18 protein-coding genes are annotated in these 14,981 nt (G+C 62.9%); 14 read left to right on the forward strand and 4 right to left on the reverse strand.

What is annotated here, in order from left to right:
- Positions 1-35: 35 nt before the first annotated feature.
- The 3 genes from ASD67_RS20580 to ASD67_RS20590 all read left to right on the forward strand — a co-directional run bounded on the left by ASD67_RS20580 (position 36) and on the right by ASD67_RS20590 (position 2,810).
- Complete coding sequence (locus ASD67_RS20580) at positions 36-692, forward strand: DUF6766 family protein (RefSeq protein WP_056351073.1); 657 nt, start codon at positions 36-38, stop codon at positions 690-692.
- A gap of 191 nt (positions 693-883) precedes the next feature.
- Positions 884-1,582: an SRPBCC family protein gene (locus tag ASD67_RS20585; RefSeq protein ID WP_082545216.1), complete on the forward strand. Its 699-nt coding sequence runs from the start codon at positions 884-886 to the stop codon at positions 1,580-1,582.
- A gap of 10 nt (positions 1,583-1,592) precedes the next feature.
- Complete coding sequence (locus tag ASD67_RS20590) at positions 1,593-2,810, forward strand: zinc-dependent alcohol dehydrogenase (RefSeq protein WP_056351075.1); 1,218 nt, start codon at positions 1,593-1,595, stop codon at positions 2,808-2,810.
- A 47-nt stretch (positions 2,811-2,857) separates the two neighbouring features.
- On the opposite strand, the gene ASD67_RS20595 is transcribed toward ASD67_RS20590, so the two are convergent.
- On the reverse strand, positions 2,858-3,439 hold the full coding sequence (locus ASD67_RS20595) for a DUF1989 domain-containing protein (RefSeq protein WP_056351077.1): 582 nt from the start codon (positions 3,437-3,439) through the stop codon (positions 2,858-2,860).
- Between the two features lie 227 nt (positions 3,440-3,666).
- Here ASD67_RS20595 and ASD67_RS20600 point away from each other — a divergent pair, with 227 nt between their 5' ends.
- Both ASD67_RS20600 and ASD67_RS20605 read left to right on the forward strand, forming a co-directional pair.
- Positions 3,667-4,023 (forward strand): response regulator, encoded by a 357-nt coding sequence (locus tag ASD67_RS20600; RefSeq protein ID WP_235535762.1) that lies wholly within the window; start codon positions 3,667-3,669, stop codon positions 4,021-4,023.
- A 117-nt stretch (positions 4,024-4,140) separates the two neighbouring features.
- Entirely contained in the window at positions 4,141-5,337 is a 1,197-nt protein-coding gene (locus ASD67_RS20605) for a GAF domain-containing sensor histidine kinase (protein ID WP_056351081.1), read from the forward strand.
- Positions 5,338-5,926: 589 nt separating this feature from the next.
- Here ASD67_RS20605 and ASD67_RS23380 read toward each other — a convergent pair.
- Entirely contained in the window at positions 5,927-6,166 is a 240-nt protein-coding gene (locus ASD67_RS23380) for a DUF3606 domain-containing protein (protein ID WP_056351083.1), read from the reverse strand.
- Positions 6,167-6,269: 103 nt separating this feature from the next.
- On the reverse strand, positions 6,270-7,052 hold the full coding sequence (locus ASD67_RS20615; RefSeq protein WP_056351085.1) for an N-formylglutamate amidohydrolase: 783 nt from the start codon (positions 7,050-7,052) through the stop codon (positions 6,270-6,272).
- Positions 7,053-7,063: 11 nt separating this feature from the next.
- Here ASD67_RS20615 and ASD67_RS20620 point away from each other — a divergent pair, with 11 nt between their 5' ends.
- Genes ASD67_RS20620 through ASD67_RS20630 form a run of 3 tightly spaced genes read left to right on the forward strand, consistent with a single transcriptional unit; the run spans position 7,064 to position 9,748 of the window.
- Positions 7,064-8,017 carry a transglutaminase family protein gene (locus ASD67_RS20620; protein ID WP_056351087.1) on the forward strand — a complete coding sequence of 318 codons (954 nt, stop codon included), beginning with the start codon at positions 7,064-7,066 and terminating at the stop codon, positions 8,015-8,017.
- The gene (locus ASD67_RS20625) at positions 8,011-8,835 is read left to right on the forward strand and encodes a transglutaminase-like domain-containing protein (RefSeq protein ID WP_056351089.1); all 825 of its coding nucleotides are present in this window, start codon (positions 8,011-8,013) and stop codon (positions 8,833-8,835) included. Before ASD67_RS20620 ends, ASD67_RS20625 begins: the two co-directional genes overlap by 7 nt.
- Before the next feature lie 28 nt (positions 8,836-8,863).
- Positions 8,864-9,748, forward strand: a complete 885-nt coding sequence (locus ASD67_RS20630) for an ATP-grasp fold amidoligase family protein (protein ID WP_056351090.1) — start codon at positions 8,864-8,866, stop codon at positions 9,746-9,748.
- A gap of 104 nt (positions 9,749-9,852) precedes the next feature.
- Here ASD67_RS20630 and ASD67_RS22800 read toward each other — a convergent pair whose 3' ends face one another.
- The gene (locus tag ASD67_RS22800) at positions 9,853-10,185 is read right to left on the reverse strand and encodes an NAD(P)H-hydrate dehydratase (protein ID WP_082545218.1); all 333 of its coding nucleotides are present in this window, start codon (positions 10,183-10,185) and stop codon (positions 9,853-9,855) included.
- A gap of 481 nt (positions 10,186-10,666) precedes the next feature.
- Between ASD67_RS22800 and ASD67_RS20640 the strand changes: the two genes are divergently transcribed.
- From ASD67_RS20640 to ASD67_RS20665, 6 genes are all read left to right on the forward strand, one after another.
- Positions 10,667-11,008, forward strand: a complete 342-nt coding sequence (locus tag ASD67_RS20640; protein WP_156377808.1) for a hypothetical protein — start codon at positions 10,667-10,669, stop codon at positions 11,006-11,008.
- A complete protein-coding gene (locus ASD67_RS20645; RefSeq protein ID WP_056351096.1) occupies positions 11,005-11,835 on the forward strand; it encodes a uroporphyrinogen-III synthase in 831 nt (276 codons plus the stop codon). Before ASD67_RS20640 ends, ASD67_RS20645 begins: the two co-directional genes overlap by 4 nt.
- Positions 11,836-12,026: 191 nt before the next feature.
- Complete coding sequence (locus ASD67_RS20650) at positions 12,027-12,584, forward strand: hypothetical protein (RefSeq protein WP_156377809.1); 558 nt, start codon at positions 12,027-12,029, stop codon at positions 12,582-12,584.
- Between the two features lie 160 nt (positions 12,585-12,744).
- Positions 12,745-12,981 (forward strand): hypothetical protein, encoded by a 237-nt coding sequence (locus tag ASD67_RS20655; protein ID WP_056351101.1) that lies wholly within the window; start codon positions 12,745-12,747, stop codon positions 12,979-12,981.
- Positions 12,982-13,097: 116 nt separating this feature from the next.
- The gene (locus tag ASD67_RS23260) at positions 13,098-13,289 is read left to right on the forward strand and encodes a hypothetical protein (RefSeq protein WP_156377810.1); all 192 of its coding nucleotides are present in this window, start codon (positions 13,098-13,100) and stop codon (positions 13,287-13,289) included.
- A gap of 53 nt (positions 13,290-13,342) precedes the next feature.
- On the forward strand, positions 13,343-14,941 hold the full coding sequence (locus tag ASD67_RS20665) for an FMN-binding glutamate synthase family protein (protein ID WP_056351106.1): 1,599 nt from the start codon (positions 13,343-13,345) through the stop codon (positions 14,939-14,941).
- Positions 14,942-14,981 lie beyond the last annotated feature (40 nt).

Raw genomic sequence — 14,981 nt, forward strand, 5'->3', positions numbered from 1 at the left:
GCGGCCTGACGCGAGCGCGGACAGGAGAGCTTCGGATGCGACTGCTCAAGGATAACAGCCTCACCATCGTCTTGCTGCTGCTCTTTGCCGGAAGCATTATCGGCCAATGGCTGACCGGCTGGCATGTCGCGATTGAGGATGCCACGCGGCACGGCCAGGCGGCGATATCGCTTGGCACCTACACGGCAAGCTCCGAATTTCTCTCGAGCGGGTTCGAGAATTGGGAGAGCGAGTTCCTGCAGATGTCGGCCTATGTCGTGCTCACCGCGATGCTCATCCAGCGCGGCTCGTCGGAATCGAAGGATCCCGACAGCCCGGCGCGCGACGCCGACCTCGCAGAGCAGGCGATGAAGCCCGGCGCACCGGCTATCCTGCGCAAAGGTCGGTGGGCGCGCGCGCTTTATGCGCGGTCGCTCGGGATCGCGCTGTTTTTTCTTTTCCTGCTCTCGTTCGTGATGCACTGGACGCAAAGTGCGCATGCGGCCGCTGCCGAGGCGAAGGAACACGGTGATGCCGCGGTTTCGACGCTCGCCTATCTCGGCGATCCGCAGCTCTGGTTCGAATCCTTCCAGAACTGGCAGAGCGAGTTCCTGTCGACCGCCGTCCTCGTGCTGTTGTCGATCGTCCTCCGTCAAAAGGAATCGCCCGAATCAAAGCCCGTCGCTGCGCCGCACGCGCATACCGGCGACTGATTGCCCGAAACGGCGGAATTTCGGGCCGAATGGAGTGATTCGATTGGACGTCATTGCAACTAACGGCGCCCGCGAGCGTCGTTAAAATATCGGCTGCGCAGCTGAAATCTGCCTCACGACACCTCCGATAATCCGGGTCACCGGCCCTCTCTTAACGCACGCTCGACATCCGCCCGGGCGGGGAGATTTTCATGTCCAGCTTTACCGACCGACTTGTTGACCGTTTCTCCGGTCGCAAGGCCCCCGATCCTTTCACCCTCGCCGCCGCTGGCGCAGGCCTCGCTGCCGCGGGGATCGCGCTCGCATTCTGGCGGCGCAGCCAGAACAGGAACGTTGACGACGGGGAGAGCATTACCACCGACGCGCCGCACTGGACGCTCGACAAACCTTCGAAGCGCGCGCTGTTCGGCAAGTCGGTCCTGATCAACCGGACGCGCAAGGATCTGTTCGCGGCGTGGAAGGTCGAACGCTTCCCAGCGTTCATGGAGAATGTCGTCGCGGTCGAACAGCTCGGCGATGGCGTTTCGCAATGGACGGTGAAGGCGCCCGCGGACCGCGAGGTCACGCTCGTCAACCGGATCACCGAAACGATAGCCGGCAAGGCGATCAGCTGGCAGAGCGAACCGCAATCGGACATCGCGAACAGCGGCGAGGTCCGTTTCACCGACGCGCCCGCAGGACGCGGAACCTATGTCAGCCTGATCCTCGCTTATGATCCCCCCGGTGGAAAGCTCGGGCGCCTCGCCGCCAAGCTCCTCCAGCGCGAACCCGAGGAGCAGGCGCGGCGCGACCTCTATCGCTTCAAACAGCTGATGGAGACGGGCGAGGTCACGAGCAACGCATCGCCTTCGGCGCGCGCCTCCGAATCCGTCACCCAGCCCCACATTTAAGGAAATTCCCATGCGTGCAGTAACCTGGCAGGGTCGCCACAAAATCAGCGTCGAAACCGTTCCTGATCCCGAGATCGTCAACCCTCGCGATATCATCCTGAAAGTCACCTCGACCGCGATCTGCGGCTCCGACCTTCATCTCTACGACGGCTATATTCCCGGCATGCGCGCCGGCGACATCGTGGGGCACGAGTTCATGGGCGAGGTGGTCGAGACCGGCGCGAAGTCGACGCTCAAGAAGGGTCAGCGCGTCGTCATCCCGTTCACGATCAGCTGCGGCCAATGCTTCTTCTGCGAAAAGCAGCAGTTCAGCGCGTGCGACAATAGCAACCCGTCCGAAACGCGCGACGGGTCCGAAACGATGATCGGCCATGCGATGGGCGGCGCGTTCGGCTATGCGCACCTGACCGGCGGCTATGCCGGTGGGCAGGCTGAATTTGTGCGCGTGCCTTACTCGGATATCGGCCCGGTCGTCATTCCCAACGGCATGGAAGACGACAATGTCCTCTTTCTCTCTGACATTCTTCCGACCGGCTGGCAGGCGGCAATCAACGCCGACATCGAACCCGGCGACACCGTCGCGGTATGGGGCTGTGGACCCGTCGGCCTGTTCGCGATCCAGTCGGCGCGGATACTTGGCGCCGAGCGCGTGATCGCAATCGACCATTTCCCGGCGCGACTTATGCTTGCCACACAGCTTGGTGCCGAAATTCTCGATTATACGCAGGTCGATATCCACGAGGCGCTGAACGAGATGACCGGCGGCATTGGACCCGACGCGTGCATCGATTGCGTCGGCATGGAGAGCCATGGCTTCAACCTCGACAATGTCTATGATCAGATAAAGGCGCAGCTGTTCCTCGCTACCGAACGCCTGCACGCCCTGCGCCAGGCGATTATCGCTTGCCGCAAGGGTGGACGACTTTCGATCCCGGGCGTGTACGGCGGCTTTGCCGACAAATTCCCGCTCGGCCAGCTGATGGAGAAGGGGCTGACCGTCAAAAGCGGGCAGACGCACGTGCAGAAATATACCGCCAATCTGCTCGGCATGATCCAGGAAGGGCAGTTCGACACGACCTCGCTCATCTCGCACCATGCCTCGCTCGAGGATGCGGCGGACATGTACCGCCACTGGCACGACGAGCAGAATGAATACACCAAGATCGTCCTGAGGCCCGGCCTCGAAAAGAGCGCGGCGAAGTCGCGCGAGGAGATGGAACATGTCTGATCGCGAGTGCGTCGCTTCGGGGCTGGGCGGGGTAATCGTAACGTCGTTTAGCGCTCGATGTCGTAGTTGATCGGCTTGAAGCTGCCGCCGCAACTGTCATAGGCCGAGCAGGCGGTCAGCCCGACGACGAGATCGGCCAGCGCCCGCATCCGGATAAAATCGCCGGGCGCGGTCGGCGGCGGCAACACCTTGAGCTTTCCTTCGGTATCGACCGGAACGTTCATGAAGATGTTGAAGGCGACCGGAATCGCGTCCTCGCCGATCCCGAAGGGAGCAAGTGCTTCGGCGAGATTGCCGAAGCAGCCGCGGTGCACCGGCTTGTCGGCGTAGAAATGGCGGAAGGTTGCCTCGCTGCACGGTGTCAGGAGAAAATCATGCGTGCCGACGCTGTCTTCGACGATCTCTAGCATCGGGTTCGAGCGGTTCGACCAGAGCCGGTTTCCTGTGGTGAGTTGGATCGTTTCCTCATAGTCGAAGGTCCGTCCGTTGGAGATCGCCTCGCGAACGTCGGCATGCATGAAGGCCAGCAGGTCGCTTACCTGACCGCCGTCGGGATCGATTACCTGCAAGATTTCGCCTTTGCTTAGCGGAAAAGCCGTGCCGCTTCGCGGTGCGATGATTTGAACCATTGAGAAAACCCTCGATTGCAATCCCGCCAAGCGCGGATCTGTCGCATTCCATACGGATGGCTCCGTTGAAGGCTGCGACGGGAAACAAAAGTAGGGCGGTGAGGGCAACATTGCGCAATCCATGGGACGAATCGCGATCCGAGGCGTTGCTTCCAAGGCCCCCCTATTTCGGGACGCCCATAAGGTGCCGATCCGGCTTTGCGGTGTTGGACCGCAAGGAGGTTTTGGTGCCGATTCCGCATATCCTCATTGTCGAGGACGATCCGCTGATTTTGATGCTGGCTGTCGGCGTCATCGAAGATGCGGGCTATCCTGCCTTGAAAGCTTCCGATGCCGACGAGGCAATGGCATTGCTGGAGCGAAGACCTGAGATCGGCATCGTCTTTACCGATATCGAGATGCCCGGCTCGATGGACGGGCTTGAGCTCGCGGCCTGCATTCGCGAACGATGGCCCGATGTCGAAATTCTTGTGACCTCGGGCGGCGTGCGGGTAAGCGACGCTTCGCTCCCACCGCGCGGACAGTTCCTCCGCAAACCCTACAGTGCGCGCGAACTCACTGCCAAAATCCTTGCCCTCCGATAAAATCCTCGCCCCCTCGCTGTCCGGCACAATGGGTCTCTTCGCGATTGACGCAGGCGCCTCGCTGCCGTCTAGGTCGCTCTGCTGCGATGCCGAAACGCGCGGAACTACGGAGGCCAAGTGGAAATCGATCCAGCCAGCAGCGTCGAGGCGGTTCGCGCGATCGATGTCGTGCCGGCCATTCTGGACACCGTCTGCCGCATAACGGGGATGGGCTTTGCCGCGGTTGCCCGCGTTACCGGGGAGCGCTGGGTCGCGTGCAGCGTCAAGGACGACATCGCATTCGGGCTTGAACCGGGCGGCGAGTTGAAGCTCGAGACGACGATATGCCATGAGATACGCGAGAGCCGGCAGGCCGTCATCATCCCCGACGTCGCCACGGACGCGGTCTATCGCACCCATCATACGCCTGCGCTCTATGGGTTCCGCAGCTATATCTCCTTTCCGATCCTGCTCCCCGACGGCCGCTTTTTCGGGACCCTCTGCGCGATCGATCCCGAACCGCGCAACCTCGACCGGCCCGAGGTGCGCAATATGTTCCGGATGTTCGCCGACCTCATCGGTTTCCATCTAGACTTGGGGCAGCAGCTTTCGGAAACGCAGGCCGATCTCGGACGCGAACGCCAGACGGGTATCCAGCGCGAGCAGTTCATCGCTGTTCTCGGCCACGATCTCCGCAATCCGCTGGCGGCGCTCGAGGCCGGGCTGTCCTTGATGAAGCGGGCACCGGACCCTGAACGGACCGAATTCATCATGTCGGCGATGCAGGCAACCATCGACCGTATAAATGCCATGGTCGGCAACATCCTCGATTTCGCACGTGGACGGCTGGTCGGCGATCTGCCGCTCCGCTTCGAGGCGGCACAGCCCAACAAGATCGTCACGCAGATTGTCAGCGAACTCACGATCGCGCATCCGGAACGCGACATTGTGCTGCACTGCGATGCAGCCGCGCCGCTGATGTGCGATGCGCAGCGGATCGGCCAACTCGTCTCCAATGTTGTCGGCAACGCGCTGACGCACGGTGAGCTGGGCACGCCCGTCGTCGTCGACTGCCGCGAAAGCGGCGGCGAGTTCATCCTGTCGATAACGAACAACGGCCCCGAGATCCCGGCGCCCGTACGCGCGACCTTGTTTCAGCCCTTCGAACAGGGTTCCGAATCCCATGCAAGCGGAAGCCTCGGTCTAGGTCTCTATATCGCCTCGACGATCGCCAAGGCGCATGGCGGCAGTCTCGCCGTCCAGTCGTCCGCGGCCGAAACCATCTTTACATTCCGCATGGCCACAGCCGCCACGACGGCTGAGCATAGCGCCTGACGTTGGCGGGGGGAGGGGGCAAAATGATCGGTATTTTGTGTTCGGGCTGACGCGTGACAGGCATCGCCAGTGTAAGAGCCGGCCAGTCGGAGTGCTCCGCGCGAGCCGGCCCAAGCACCGATTCCATTCTGTCTAGCAGTTGCCCTTGACGCCATCGGCACAGTCGCCGACGGATTCGACGTCTTTTCCCGCACCGTCGACTGTGTTGCAGGCGGACAGAAGCAGCATAGAGCCACTTATCGCAAAAATTGTCAGAAGCTTTTTCATTCTCTCTCTCCGGCGGGGAGGGGGGAGAAGGACCCTCCACCAAGCCTCAACCGCTGCTCGTCCCGATCGTTCCCCTGCATCAGCTTTCTGCTAGCCCGATTGTTAGAAACGAGCGCCAAGGCGGGCGGAATGACAGGGTCGGTATCGCTTCCAACGCGATCTGGTGGCGAGAGGGTCAGTTGGATCGATATAGAAAAAGTCGCGCTGGCTTCCGGCAGCTGGCGCGTCGCCTCGCTCGCATTGTTGAGCGTAGTCCGAAACACGCCTACAGGGCGAACTCAAATCGCCGACTTGATATTTCGGATAGGTACCGATCCTGCCGTCAGGCGGCGAGGGTGTCTTGCTCGGGCATGTCGATCGCTGCTCCGATCACCGGCTCGCGGCTGGAAAAGCAGAACTCTTCCTGCAGGTAGGCGCGTACGTCGTGATAGGAGGGGCCGACAGCAGCCACCGCGACGAGGATCTCGACCTGATGCTTGCCGAGGATTTCGGACCATAGCCGCATGGCGGTGATGCTGCTGCGATTGATCTGTCCGCCATCCGGGAAGATTTGCGTCTTCATACAGGCTCGTTCCCTCGTCGGTGCGTGGCAGCGGCGATCGCTGATGCCCATCAAACGCCAGACGCCCTGTGAGCGTTCCAAACCGGCTCCCGGGATCCCGCCTTTATAGCCCGACCGCTTCGCGTGCGCTCCAGAATGCGGCGCAAAGCATGCCGCTGCACGCGGCGATGCCCGCTGCGTCGACGAGAAGATCCTGACGGACCTCGATCTCGGCATAGGGAAGGCCGTGCTCATAAGCATGGCGCGGCACGCTATAGTCGGTGTCGTCCATCCGGTAGGGTTCATTGTCTCCAACGATCACGTTCGGGCAGGCGGTAAGCGCGGCGAGCGAAGCCCTCGCCAATCGGGTGTCGCCTTGATCGTGGAGGATCCCAACGTGCCAAGGCCGCATCACGCCGCCAAGGGCCGGGGTGAAGCTGTGAAGCGCGAGCAAAATCGTTGGTCGCCGCGCGGCCCGGCGTGAGGCGAGCGTGCGCGCGATCTGGCGGTGATAGGGCGCATGAATGGCTTCGACCCGGGCCACCAGCGCTTCGGCTGCAAGGTCGGCATTGCGCGGAACCTCGCTGCCGTCGGACAGCGCGGGTGCGGCTTCGGGGTGCCCTGGATCGCGGTTGCAGTCGATGACCAGCCGCGAATAGGGCTGATGGATGAAGGGGGCATCGAGCGCCGATGCAAGCGCCATCCCCAGCTCGCGCACCCCAAGATCCCAGGCGATATGGCGCGTTCGGTCCGCCTCCGAAAGGCCGAGGTCGCCGAGCGCGCGCGGAATCGCGTTCCCCGCATGGTCGCCGGTGACAAGGAACGGTGAGCCGCCCGCGGCGTTGAACGACAAAACAGGAGCGGGCTCGTCCTCGCCCAGCAAGCCGCTGTCAGAGCGCGTCATCATGAAAGCCTTCCATGCCCTTGCTGACGATCCGCCACACCACCGAATATGCCTATCGGCAGCCCGTCACCTTCGGTGAGCACCGGATCATGATGCGGCCGCGCGAGAGTTTCGACCAGCGTCTCGTCAAGGCGGAGCTACATATATCACCACACCCCTGCGAGCTGCGATGGTTGCACGACGTGCTCGGCAACTCGGTGGCGATCGCCCTGTTCGACAAGCGCGCGAAGGCGCTCCGGGTCGTGAGCGAGATGACGCTCGACCACGCGCCGCTCGAACGCGATGCGATCGACATCGAGGACTACGCCCGGCAATTTCCCTTCACTTACGCCTCGGAAGACATGCCCGACCTGCTGCGCTCGATCGAGCGGCGCTATCTCGATGTTGCACGCGTCGTCGACACATGGGCCAATGGCTTTCTGGACAAGCACGGCCCGACCGACACGCTCGGCTTGCTCACGGACATCGCGACCACGATCAAACGCGACTTCACCTATGTGCCGCGGCACGAAAAAGGGACGCAGTCGCCGATCGAAACGCTGTCGCTCCGGCAGGGAACGTGCCGCGACTTCGCCGTGCTAATGATCGAGGCCGTTCGCGCGCTTGGCCTCGCGGCACGGTTCGTGTCGGGCTATGTCTATAATCCCAGCCGCCACGAAGGCCGCGTCGGCGGCGGCAATACCCATGCATGGGTGCGCGTCTTCCTGCCTGGATCGGGATGGATCGAGTTCGACCCGACAAACGGGATCGTCGGGAACCGCGGCCTCGTTCGCGTCGCCGTGGCGCGCGACCCTTACCAGGCGGTGCCGCTATCCGGCACTTGGAGCGGTTATCCCGCAAGCTTCATCGGCATGGATGTCACCGTCGACGTTCGCCTCGGCGCTGAGGGCGATACCGAGGATTCACGCGCCGGCGGCGCCATCAACAGTCGCGGCAGCGGCAACGAGAGGAACAAGGCAAAGTGCTGATAAGATCCGGATATGAGATAGTCTTCGAGACCGCGAGCCCGACGCCGATGATGGCGATGCTCAGCATTCATCCCTCGCGCCAGAAGGACCTGCAGACCCCGCAGCAGATCGAAACCTCTCCCGTCATCCCCATCTATAATTATGAGGACAGCTTCGGAAACATCTGTACGCGCCTGACCGTGCCTGCGGGCGGTGTGACGCTTTCGGCCGATTTCGTAATCGAAGATAGCGGGCTCGTCGACCCACGCGCGCCCGATGCGGCGCCAACTCCGGTCGAGGATTTGCCCGATGACATTCTCATCTATCTGCTCGGCAGCCGATACTGCGAGACTGACCGGCTGATGGGAGTTGCCTGGGCGGAGTTTGCGCACATCGCTTCGGCGCGCGACCGCGTCGATGCGATCGTGGCCTTCGTCCATAACCATATTCGCTTCGGCTACGAGCATGCGCGCCCGGACAAGACCGCGTGGAACGCCTATCAGGAACGGCAGGGGGTGTGCCGCGATTTCGCCCACTTGGCGGTGACTTTATGCCGGTGCATGAATATTCCTGCGCGCTATTGCACGGGCTATCTGGGCGATATCGGCATCCCTCCGGTAGATGCCCCGATGGATTTTTCGGCATGGTTCGATGTCTATATCGGCGGCGACTGGTACACCTACGATGCGCGGCACAACCGGCCGCGTATCGGACGGATATTGATGGCCCGCGGGCGCGACGCGACCGACACCGCGCTCACCACCGCCTTTGGCCCGGCGCGCGTCATATCCTTCCAGGTTCATACCGATGAGGTCGAGACTGCGGATATCGCGCAATGACCATCGGGCCACGGGCAAATGCACGGCCATGAGCGCGATGAATCGCACGATCCCGTTCGTTGGCGATGCGGCCCAGGCGGCCGCCGCGGCATTACCGATGCTTGCCCGCTGGCGCGTCATCACGAGCTATTTATGGCGGCACCGCCGATATCCCGATCTCGACGCACCCACTCGCTTCACCGAACTGGTCCAGCGGCGAAAGCTCACCGATCGTTCGGCGCGGCAGTCGCAGCTCATGGACAAGCTCGCGGTAAAGGCGATGGTGTCGGGACGCCTCGGGGCGGAGTGGGTCATTCCGACCCTGTGGCATGGCACAGCTCTGCCCGCACCGATCCCGTTCGACGTGCCCGCCATCCTGAAGGCACGGCACGGCTGCAATCAATATGCGGTCCTCTGTAGCCCGCCGAGCGAGCGGGAATGGGGCCGCCTCCAGCGAAGAACCGCGCGCTGGCAGCGACGGCCTTATGGAATCTGGCTCGACGAATGGGCTTATCGGGGCGTTCCGCGCGGGCTGATCGCCGAACCCTTGCTCGGCGGCGCCCTCCCGCTGCCGATCGACTACAAAATCTATGTGTTTGGCGGGCGAGCAACGCACGTCCAGGTCCATCTCGATCGCGGCCGCCACCATCGCTGGATCCTGTACGACCGCGACTGGCGGCAGTTGGTGGCATGCGACGACCGCCCGGCGGCACCGGCATCGCTTGCCGCGATGCTCGAGGCGGCCGAGGCACTCGCCCGCGACACGGCGTTTTTGCGCGTCGATTTCTACGAGGTCGATGGTCACCCCTATTTCGGGGAATTTTGTCTCTACCCCGGATCGGGTTTCGATCCCTTCGCTGCCGACTGGATTGATCTCGAGCTTGGGCGGTTATGGGTATCCGCCATGCAGGCCCGGCAATGCCTGTCCAGTTAGAACTCGCCCACAACGCCGACGCGGATGGCGGTGTTGTTGTTGCCGGCATGGGACACGCCGGCGGTGAAGGCGAATGGCGTGCCGGTGTCTAAGCGGTGCGCGGTCTACACTCCCGCACCAACCCAGGCGCAAGCGGCGCCAGTTTTGCTAGCGAGATAACCGATTTGGCCCATCGTCTCGGATAGTTGGCGACCTGCTTCGCCGTGGAGCCAAATTCCCCAGGCGGCCGCTTTAAGGAGCGGGAGACCCTGCGCGCGCAGCCCTGCGATCAGGCCGGCGAGCACGTCGCCCGAACCGCTCACCGCGAGACCCAAGCCGCCCCCTGCATAGGAAAGACAGCTGCCATCGGCCATCAAATGACTGGTGGCACACTTCAAAAAGAGCGCCGGCGCGGCGCGATCATGCATTGATTTTTGGCCCCGAACCCGGAGCCGCATCGCGCCGTGGTCGGGGCTAGAAGCCGACGAGCAGAGTCCCCGCGTGAAGACGGAAACGGAGAAGGCGAACGCGCTTTTGCATGAGTCGAAGATGGTGGCTGACCTTCAGGAAGTCAAATCGTGTGCAGCGTGCTGGATAACGATGCGCCGGCAGCGGGCGAGATCCGACAAGAAAGTCGAGCGCTCGGGACGGAGTTCGGCGCATATGCAGGAGCAAAGGCTGGGCGCGATTTGGCTCTTGTGCCGCTTCATGCTATAGGCCCGTCCATGTTGTGCTCTACTGCATCTCGTTTTCTGGCTCACGCCGGCAGCCTGCTGACACGCTGCCCGGCCTCGGCCCGGCCCCGGTCCGCCTGACGCGGAGCGGCGCCGCGCCCGAGGCGCATTGCCGGTCATTCCATGCCGGCACCCCCGCATATTTCCTGATCAAAGACCTGCGCGAGCTGGTCGATAACGGCGTTTATTCCGCCGGGAGTTTTACATGAGCACCCCCATGTCCGAAGCGGAAGCTTTCGGCATACTTCGTACGCGCCGCAAGCAGTTGGAAGCTGCAGCGGCGCAATCCTTGCAAATATCCGGCGCAGACTTGGAAGCAGCTGCGCGGAACGCCGCCATCTTGGTCGACCTGATGCTGGCCGGCTGCGACAATGACGTCGCATCGCGAAGCGATGCAACCGCCGTACCGCGCAGGCAAATCATTGCCTTCGGAGACAGCCTTGTGCCTTTGCTGAAAGACTTCATCGGCGAGCCGCCGCTGCTTTTCCTTGCCCGGTGCGTGGATGCTTATTGGCGTGGTGCCACCGCGGCGCTCGACGCGGCATGACTCTCGCTCGGGTCTGGGTCACGCGGACCGACCCCTTCAACCGATTGACCGTGAAGCGCCTCGCTGCGGCGGGATATGACGCTGTCGGTGCGCCGGTTCTCTCCGTCGTTCCGCTCGCCGTCCCGCCCGTCGTGGAAGTGCCCGATGCTCTGATCCTCACGAGCCTCAACGCGGTGCGCCTTCACCGGTTCGTCCCGGCGTTCGCCGACCTTCCGCTATTTGCGGTCGGGGATCGGAGCGCGCGGTACGCGCGCGCGCGGGGATATAGGTGCGTCGCCTCCGCGCGCGGAGACGTGCAGGCGCTATGCCGCCTGATCAAGAGCGAACTGGATGGAGGGGCTGACATCCTTCACCCCGCTGCGGTCGACACCGCCGGCGACATCGAGGCGCTTCTTGGACAAGGCTTTCGGGTGCGCAAGCTTCCCCTCTACGACGTCGAGGAAAGCGATCCTCGAGACCTGGAATGGATATGCGGTGCTCTGCATGAAATTGACTATATCCTGATACATTCGCCGCGCGCTGGACGATTTACGGCATCGCTGATTGACGGCGCCGCGTCGCGTTGGACGGACAGTATCCATTGTATATCGGAAGCGGCAGCGGCGCCCTTCCAAAGGATCCCGGACCTGCGGGTCGTCATTGCGGCGCACCCCGACGAGCGATCGCTGCTGGCTTCGCTTGGCGCCGGTGGAACTTCGATCGATCCTGCGCCCGATCGCGGGGAGCCACACGCCAATCTGTGCCGGCAGGACCGATCTACCGGCGGCACGCAGAGCTTCTTCTCGCGCTTCGGGCGCTTCGGAGTGCGGCTGATTCGAGGAGATTAGCCCCGAATCCGCATGCCGCGGGTTCGGGGCGTCAGCTTGACGAACGGCACGCACCTTCGCCGGAAAACCTTCGGGTATCCCGGCGGATCCGGCGCGCGCGCGGCGAGCCATCCTTGCTAGCCGGTCTCGAAATCCTTTGTCCATCACTCGCCAACCGCCATCGCATGCGCCGGCGGCTCATGGAGGTATATGTGAAAACCATAACGGGGCAGCAATGTCTGCTCGATCATCTCATCGTCGGCGCGGCTCGCCGAGCGAGCGCCATGCTGAACGACCCGAACCAGGCTGCAGGTTTGCGCACGCCCTCCGACTGCGGGCTGACGCCGATCGATAGGCTGGAATATTCTGCGCTGGCCGAAGATCAGTTGCTCGCAGTCGCGCTGCGAACCTCAGCGGGTCCGGCGCAGCCCGAGACAATCGAGGCGGCGCTCGACTGTCTTTTCGGAGAGCCGCCGATGCGGGTCGCCGTCGAGGCCCAGCGACATGCCGCATTTGGACCCTTTGCAAGCGCCGGACTACCGATCGAACGCGCCTGGGAAACGGGAGCCGAAATATCCCGGCGCGCACGGCAGCAAGAGCGCGAACCGCTGCGGGACCTGATGAACTACGCGGACCTCTACCGCGATCTTTGGTGCGATCCCAGGATCGCTGCACCGATTTCGGTACGGCGCGAAATGCTCGCGCTCGTCAGCGTCCTTAGCGCGCTTGCCCGCTCGAATGAGCCCGAGCTGCAGGAGGCGAGCGCATGAGACGGCACCTCAGGCGGACCCGGCGCCCGCGGATGACATGCCGGGTCAGAATGCTGTCGATGGCGGCTTTTATTGGACTGTTTGCCGCCGGCTGCTGGCTTGCCGGGGTCATGCTTTCGGCCGCTCGATGAACGATGGAGATTAGAAAATGTCTATTGGAATGGCGGGCCTGTCGCTTTGCTGGAAATATCATCTGGACGAGATCATGGGTCTGGTCATCGTGGCCGCCGTCGCCGGCCTCTACAGCCTGATGTTTGCCCTGACCGAGCGCAAGATGGGATGGCTGACCGCAGCCTGCCTGTTCTTCGCCGCAGCGACCGCGCTTGTCGTCGCCAGCCCGCAGGACGCTTCGGCACGAATACAGGGCCTGACGGATGGAAAGCAGGGATGCAAATGACGATCCCTGCACATCAGCCGTCGCCGTCCGGGCCGGACGCGTGCCCCGATTTGCACGAGGTCGCCGATCTGCTTGCGCGTTACCCGCATCTTGGCGGCCGCGCCCGGAGGTGGTTGATGTCGCTCACGGCAGGCCTGTCGCCCGAAGAGCGCGGTGCGCTCCGCCGCGATCCGGCGCGTGCCGCGAAGCTGGCGCGTTTCGAGAACGATCACGCGCTGCGGCGAATGTCGGCGCTGCCCGGAACCGCGCTCGCAATATTGGTCGCGGCTGTCCTGCTCCTCCTGACCGCCGCGCGCCTCTCGCGATGAGGCCAGTCGGCCACTTTCCTGCCGTTTTCTCTCTATTCTGAAGTTGAAACATCGTGTCTTTTCTCCGTTTTGTCCCTCTCGCAGTGTGTCTTCTGACAGCGCTCACGGCTATTTTTGCCTTGCCGACTGCAGGGGCTCTCACGCTCTTAATCGGCGCTGCAATCCTATCCTGCTTGGGTGTTTACGACCTTTGTCAGCCGCTCCATTCGATCCGCCGCAACTATCCCCTTGTCGGACGGCTGCGGTGGCTGTTCGAGGATATTCGACCTGCAATCCGGCAGTATCTGATCGAAGGGGACCAGGAGCAGACGCCTTTCTCGCGAAGCCAGCGCTCGCTCGTCTATGCCCGCGCCAAGAATGAGGTGAGCGATCTTGCCTTTGGCACGCTGGTCGACGTCTACAAAAATGGCTATGAATTCATCGCGCACTCGACGCGCCCGGTGCCGGCTGCCGACCCCGCCAATTTCAGGGTCGCCATTGGGGGCGATGAGTGCACGCAGCCCTATTTGGCCTCGATCTTCAATATCTCGGCCATGAGCTTCGGCGCCCTGAGTGCCAACGCCATCCGTGCGCTCAACAAGGGCGCGAAGCTCGGCGGATTTGCTCACGACACGGGGGAGGGATCGATCAGCCCGTATCACCGCGAGCACGGTGGCGACCTGATCTGGGAGATCGGCAGCGGCTATTTCGGTTGCCGGGACGATGACGGGCTCTTCGACCCGCACCGCTTTGCCGAGAAGGCTGCCGACCCGCAGGTCCGGATGATCGAGTTGAAGATCAGCCAAGGGGCGAAGCCCGGCAAGGGCGGCATATTGCCTGCCGAGAAGGTCAGTCAAGAAATCGCACTTACGCGCGGGATTCCGATGGGCCGCGACTGTATCTCGCCCCCGCGGCACTCGGCGTTCTCGACGCCGATCGAACTCCTCGAGTTTATCGCGCTGCTCCGTCGACTGTCGGGCGGGAAACCGGTCGGCTTCAAACTCTGTGTGGGCCAGCCGTGGGAGTTCATGGGCATCGTGAAGGCGATGCTCAAAACGGGTATCGTGCCGGACTATATCGTCGTGGACGGGGCCGAAGGCGGAACCGGGGCAGCTCCCCTCGAATTTACCGACCATCTCGGAATGCCTCTACGCGAGAGCCTGCTCTTCGTGCACAACACGCTGGTCGGAGCCGGGCTTCGCCGGAAGATCAGGATCGGTGCCGCCGGAAAGATCGTCAGCGCCTTCGACATTGCCACCGTCATGGCTCTTGGTGCCGACTGGACGAATGCGGGGCGGGGCTTCATGTTCGCGATCGGATGTATCCAATCCCTTGCATGTCACACAAACCGCTGCCCCGCGGGCGTCGCCACCCAGGACCCTGTGCGGCAGCGGGCGCTTGCCGTCCCGGACAAGGCGGAGCGCGTGCGGAACTTTCACCGCAACACATTGCTCGCGCTTTCCGAAATGATTGCAGCGGCCGGGCTCGACCATCCGGCGAAGCTTGGACCGCACCATCTTGTCCGCCGGGTCAGTCTCACGGAGATCAGACTCTTCTCGCAGCTCCATATCTTCCTCGAAGACGGCGAGTTGCTTGGTGCAGATTGCGAGCGCGACTTTTACGGCGCTGCGTGGCGGCTCGCGCGCGCGGAAAGCTTCGACATTGCAACGTGAAGAGTGGTGGCCTGACTTGCGGGTCATTTGCGGATGCAGC

Origin of the sequence: Sphingopyxis sp. Root1497, assembly GCF_001427085.1 — a bacterium.
Lineage (GTDB): Bacteria > Pseudomonadota > Alphaproteobacteria > Sphingomonadales > Sphingomonadaceae > Sphingopyxis.

Excerpts from the sequence above, each read along its gene's own strand:
- ASD67_RS23260 (WP_156377810.1), top strand. The coding sequence starts at position 13,098 with ATGTCGCTCACGGCAGGCCTGTCGCCCGAAGAGCGCGGTGCGCTCCGC.
- ASD67_RS20655 (WP_056351101.1), top strand. The coding sequence starts at position 12,745 with ATGGCGGGCCTGTCGCTTTGCTGGAAATATCATCTGGACGAGATCATG.
- ASD67_RS20590 (WP_056351075.1), top strand. The coding sequence starts at position 1,593 with ATGCGTGCAGTAACCTGGCAGGGTCGCCACAAAATCAGCGTCGAAACC.
- ASD67_RS20645 (WP_056351096.1), top strand. The coding sequence starts at position 11,005 with ATGACTCTCGCTCGGGTCTGGGTCACGCGGACCGACCCCTTCAACCGA.
- ASD67_RS20585 (WP_082545216.1), top strand. The coding sequence starts at position 884 with ATGTCCAGCTTTACCGACCGACTTGTTGACCGTTTCTCCGGTCGCAAG.
- ASD67_RS20620 (WP_056351087.1), top strand. The coding sequence starts at position 7,064 with ATGCCCTTGCTGACGATCCGCCACACCACCGAATATGCCTATCGGCAG.
- ASD67_RS20595 (WP_056351077.1), bottom strand. The coding sequence starts at position 3,439 with ATGGTTCAAATCATCGCACCGCGAAGCGGCACGGCTTTTCCGCTAAGC.
- ASD67_RS20580 (WP_056351073.1), top strand. The coding sequence starts at position 36 with ATGCGACTGCTCAAGGATAACAGCCTCACCATCGTCTTGCTGCTGCTC.
- ASD67_RS20630 (WP_056351090.1), top strand. The coding sequence starts at position 8,864 with ATGAGCGCGATGAATCGCACGATCCCGTTCGTTGGCGATGCGGCCCAG.
- ASD67_RS20640 (WP_156377808.1), top strand. The coding sequence starts at position 10,667 with ATGAGCACCCCCATGTCCGAAGCGGAAGCTTTCGGCATACTTCGTACG.
- ASD67_RS23380 (WP_056351083.1), bottom strand. The coding sequence starts at position 6,166 with ATGAAGACGCAAATCTTCCCGGATGGCGGACAGATCAATCGCAGCAGC.
- ASD67_RS20615 (WP_056351085.1), bottom strand. The coding sequence starts at position 7,052 with ATGATGACGCGCTCTGACAGCGGCTTGCTGGGCGAGGACGAGCCCGCT.
- ASD67_RS22800 (WP_082545218.1), bottom strand. The coding sequence starts at position 10,185 with ATGCGGCTCCGGGTTCGGGGCCAAAAATCAATGCATGATCGCGCCGCG.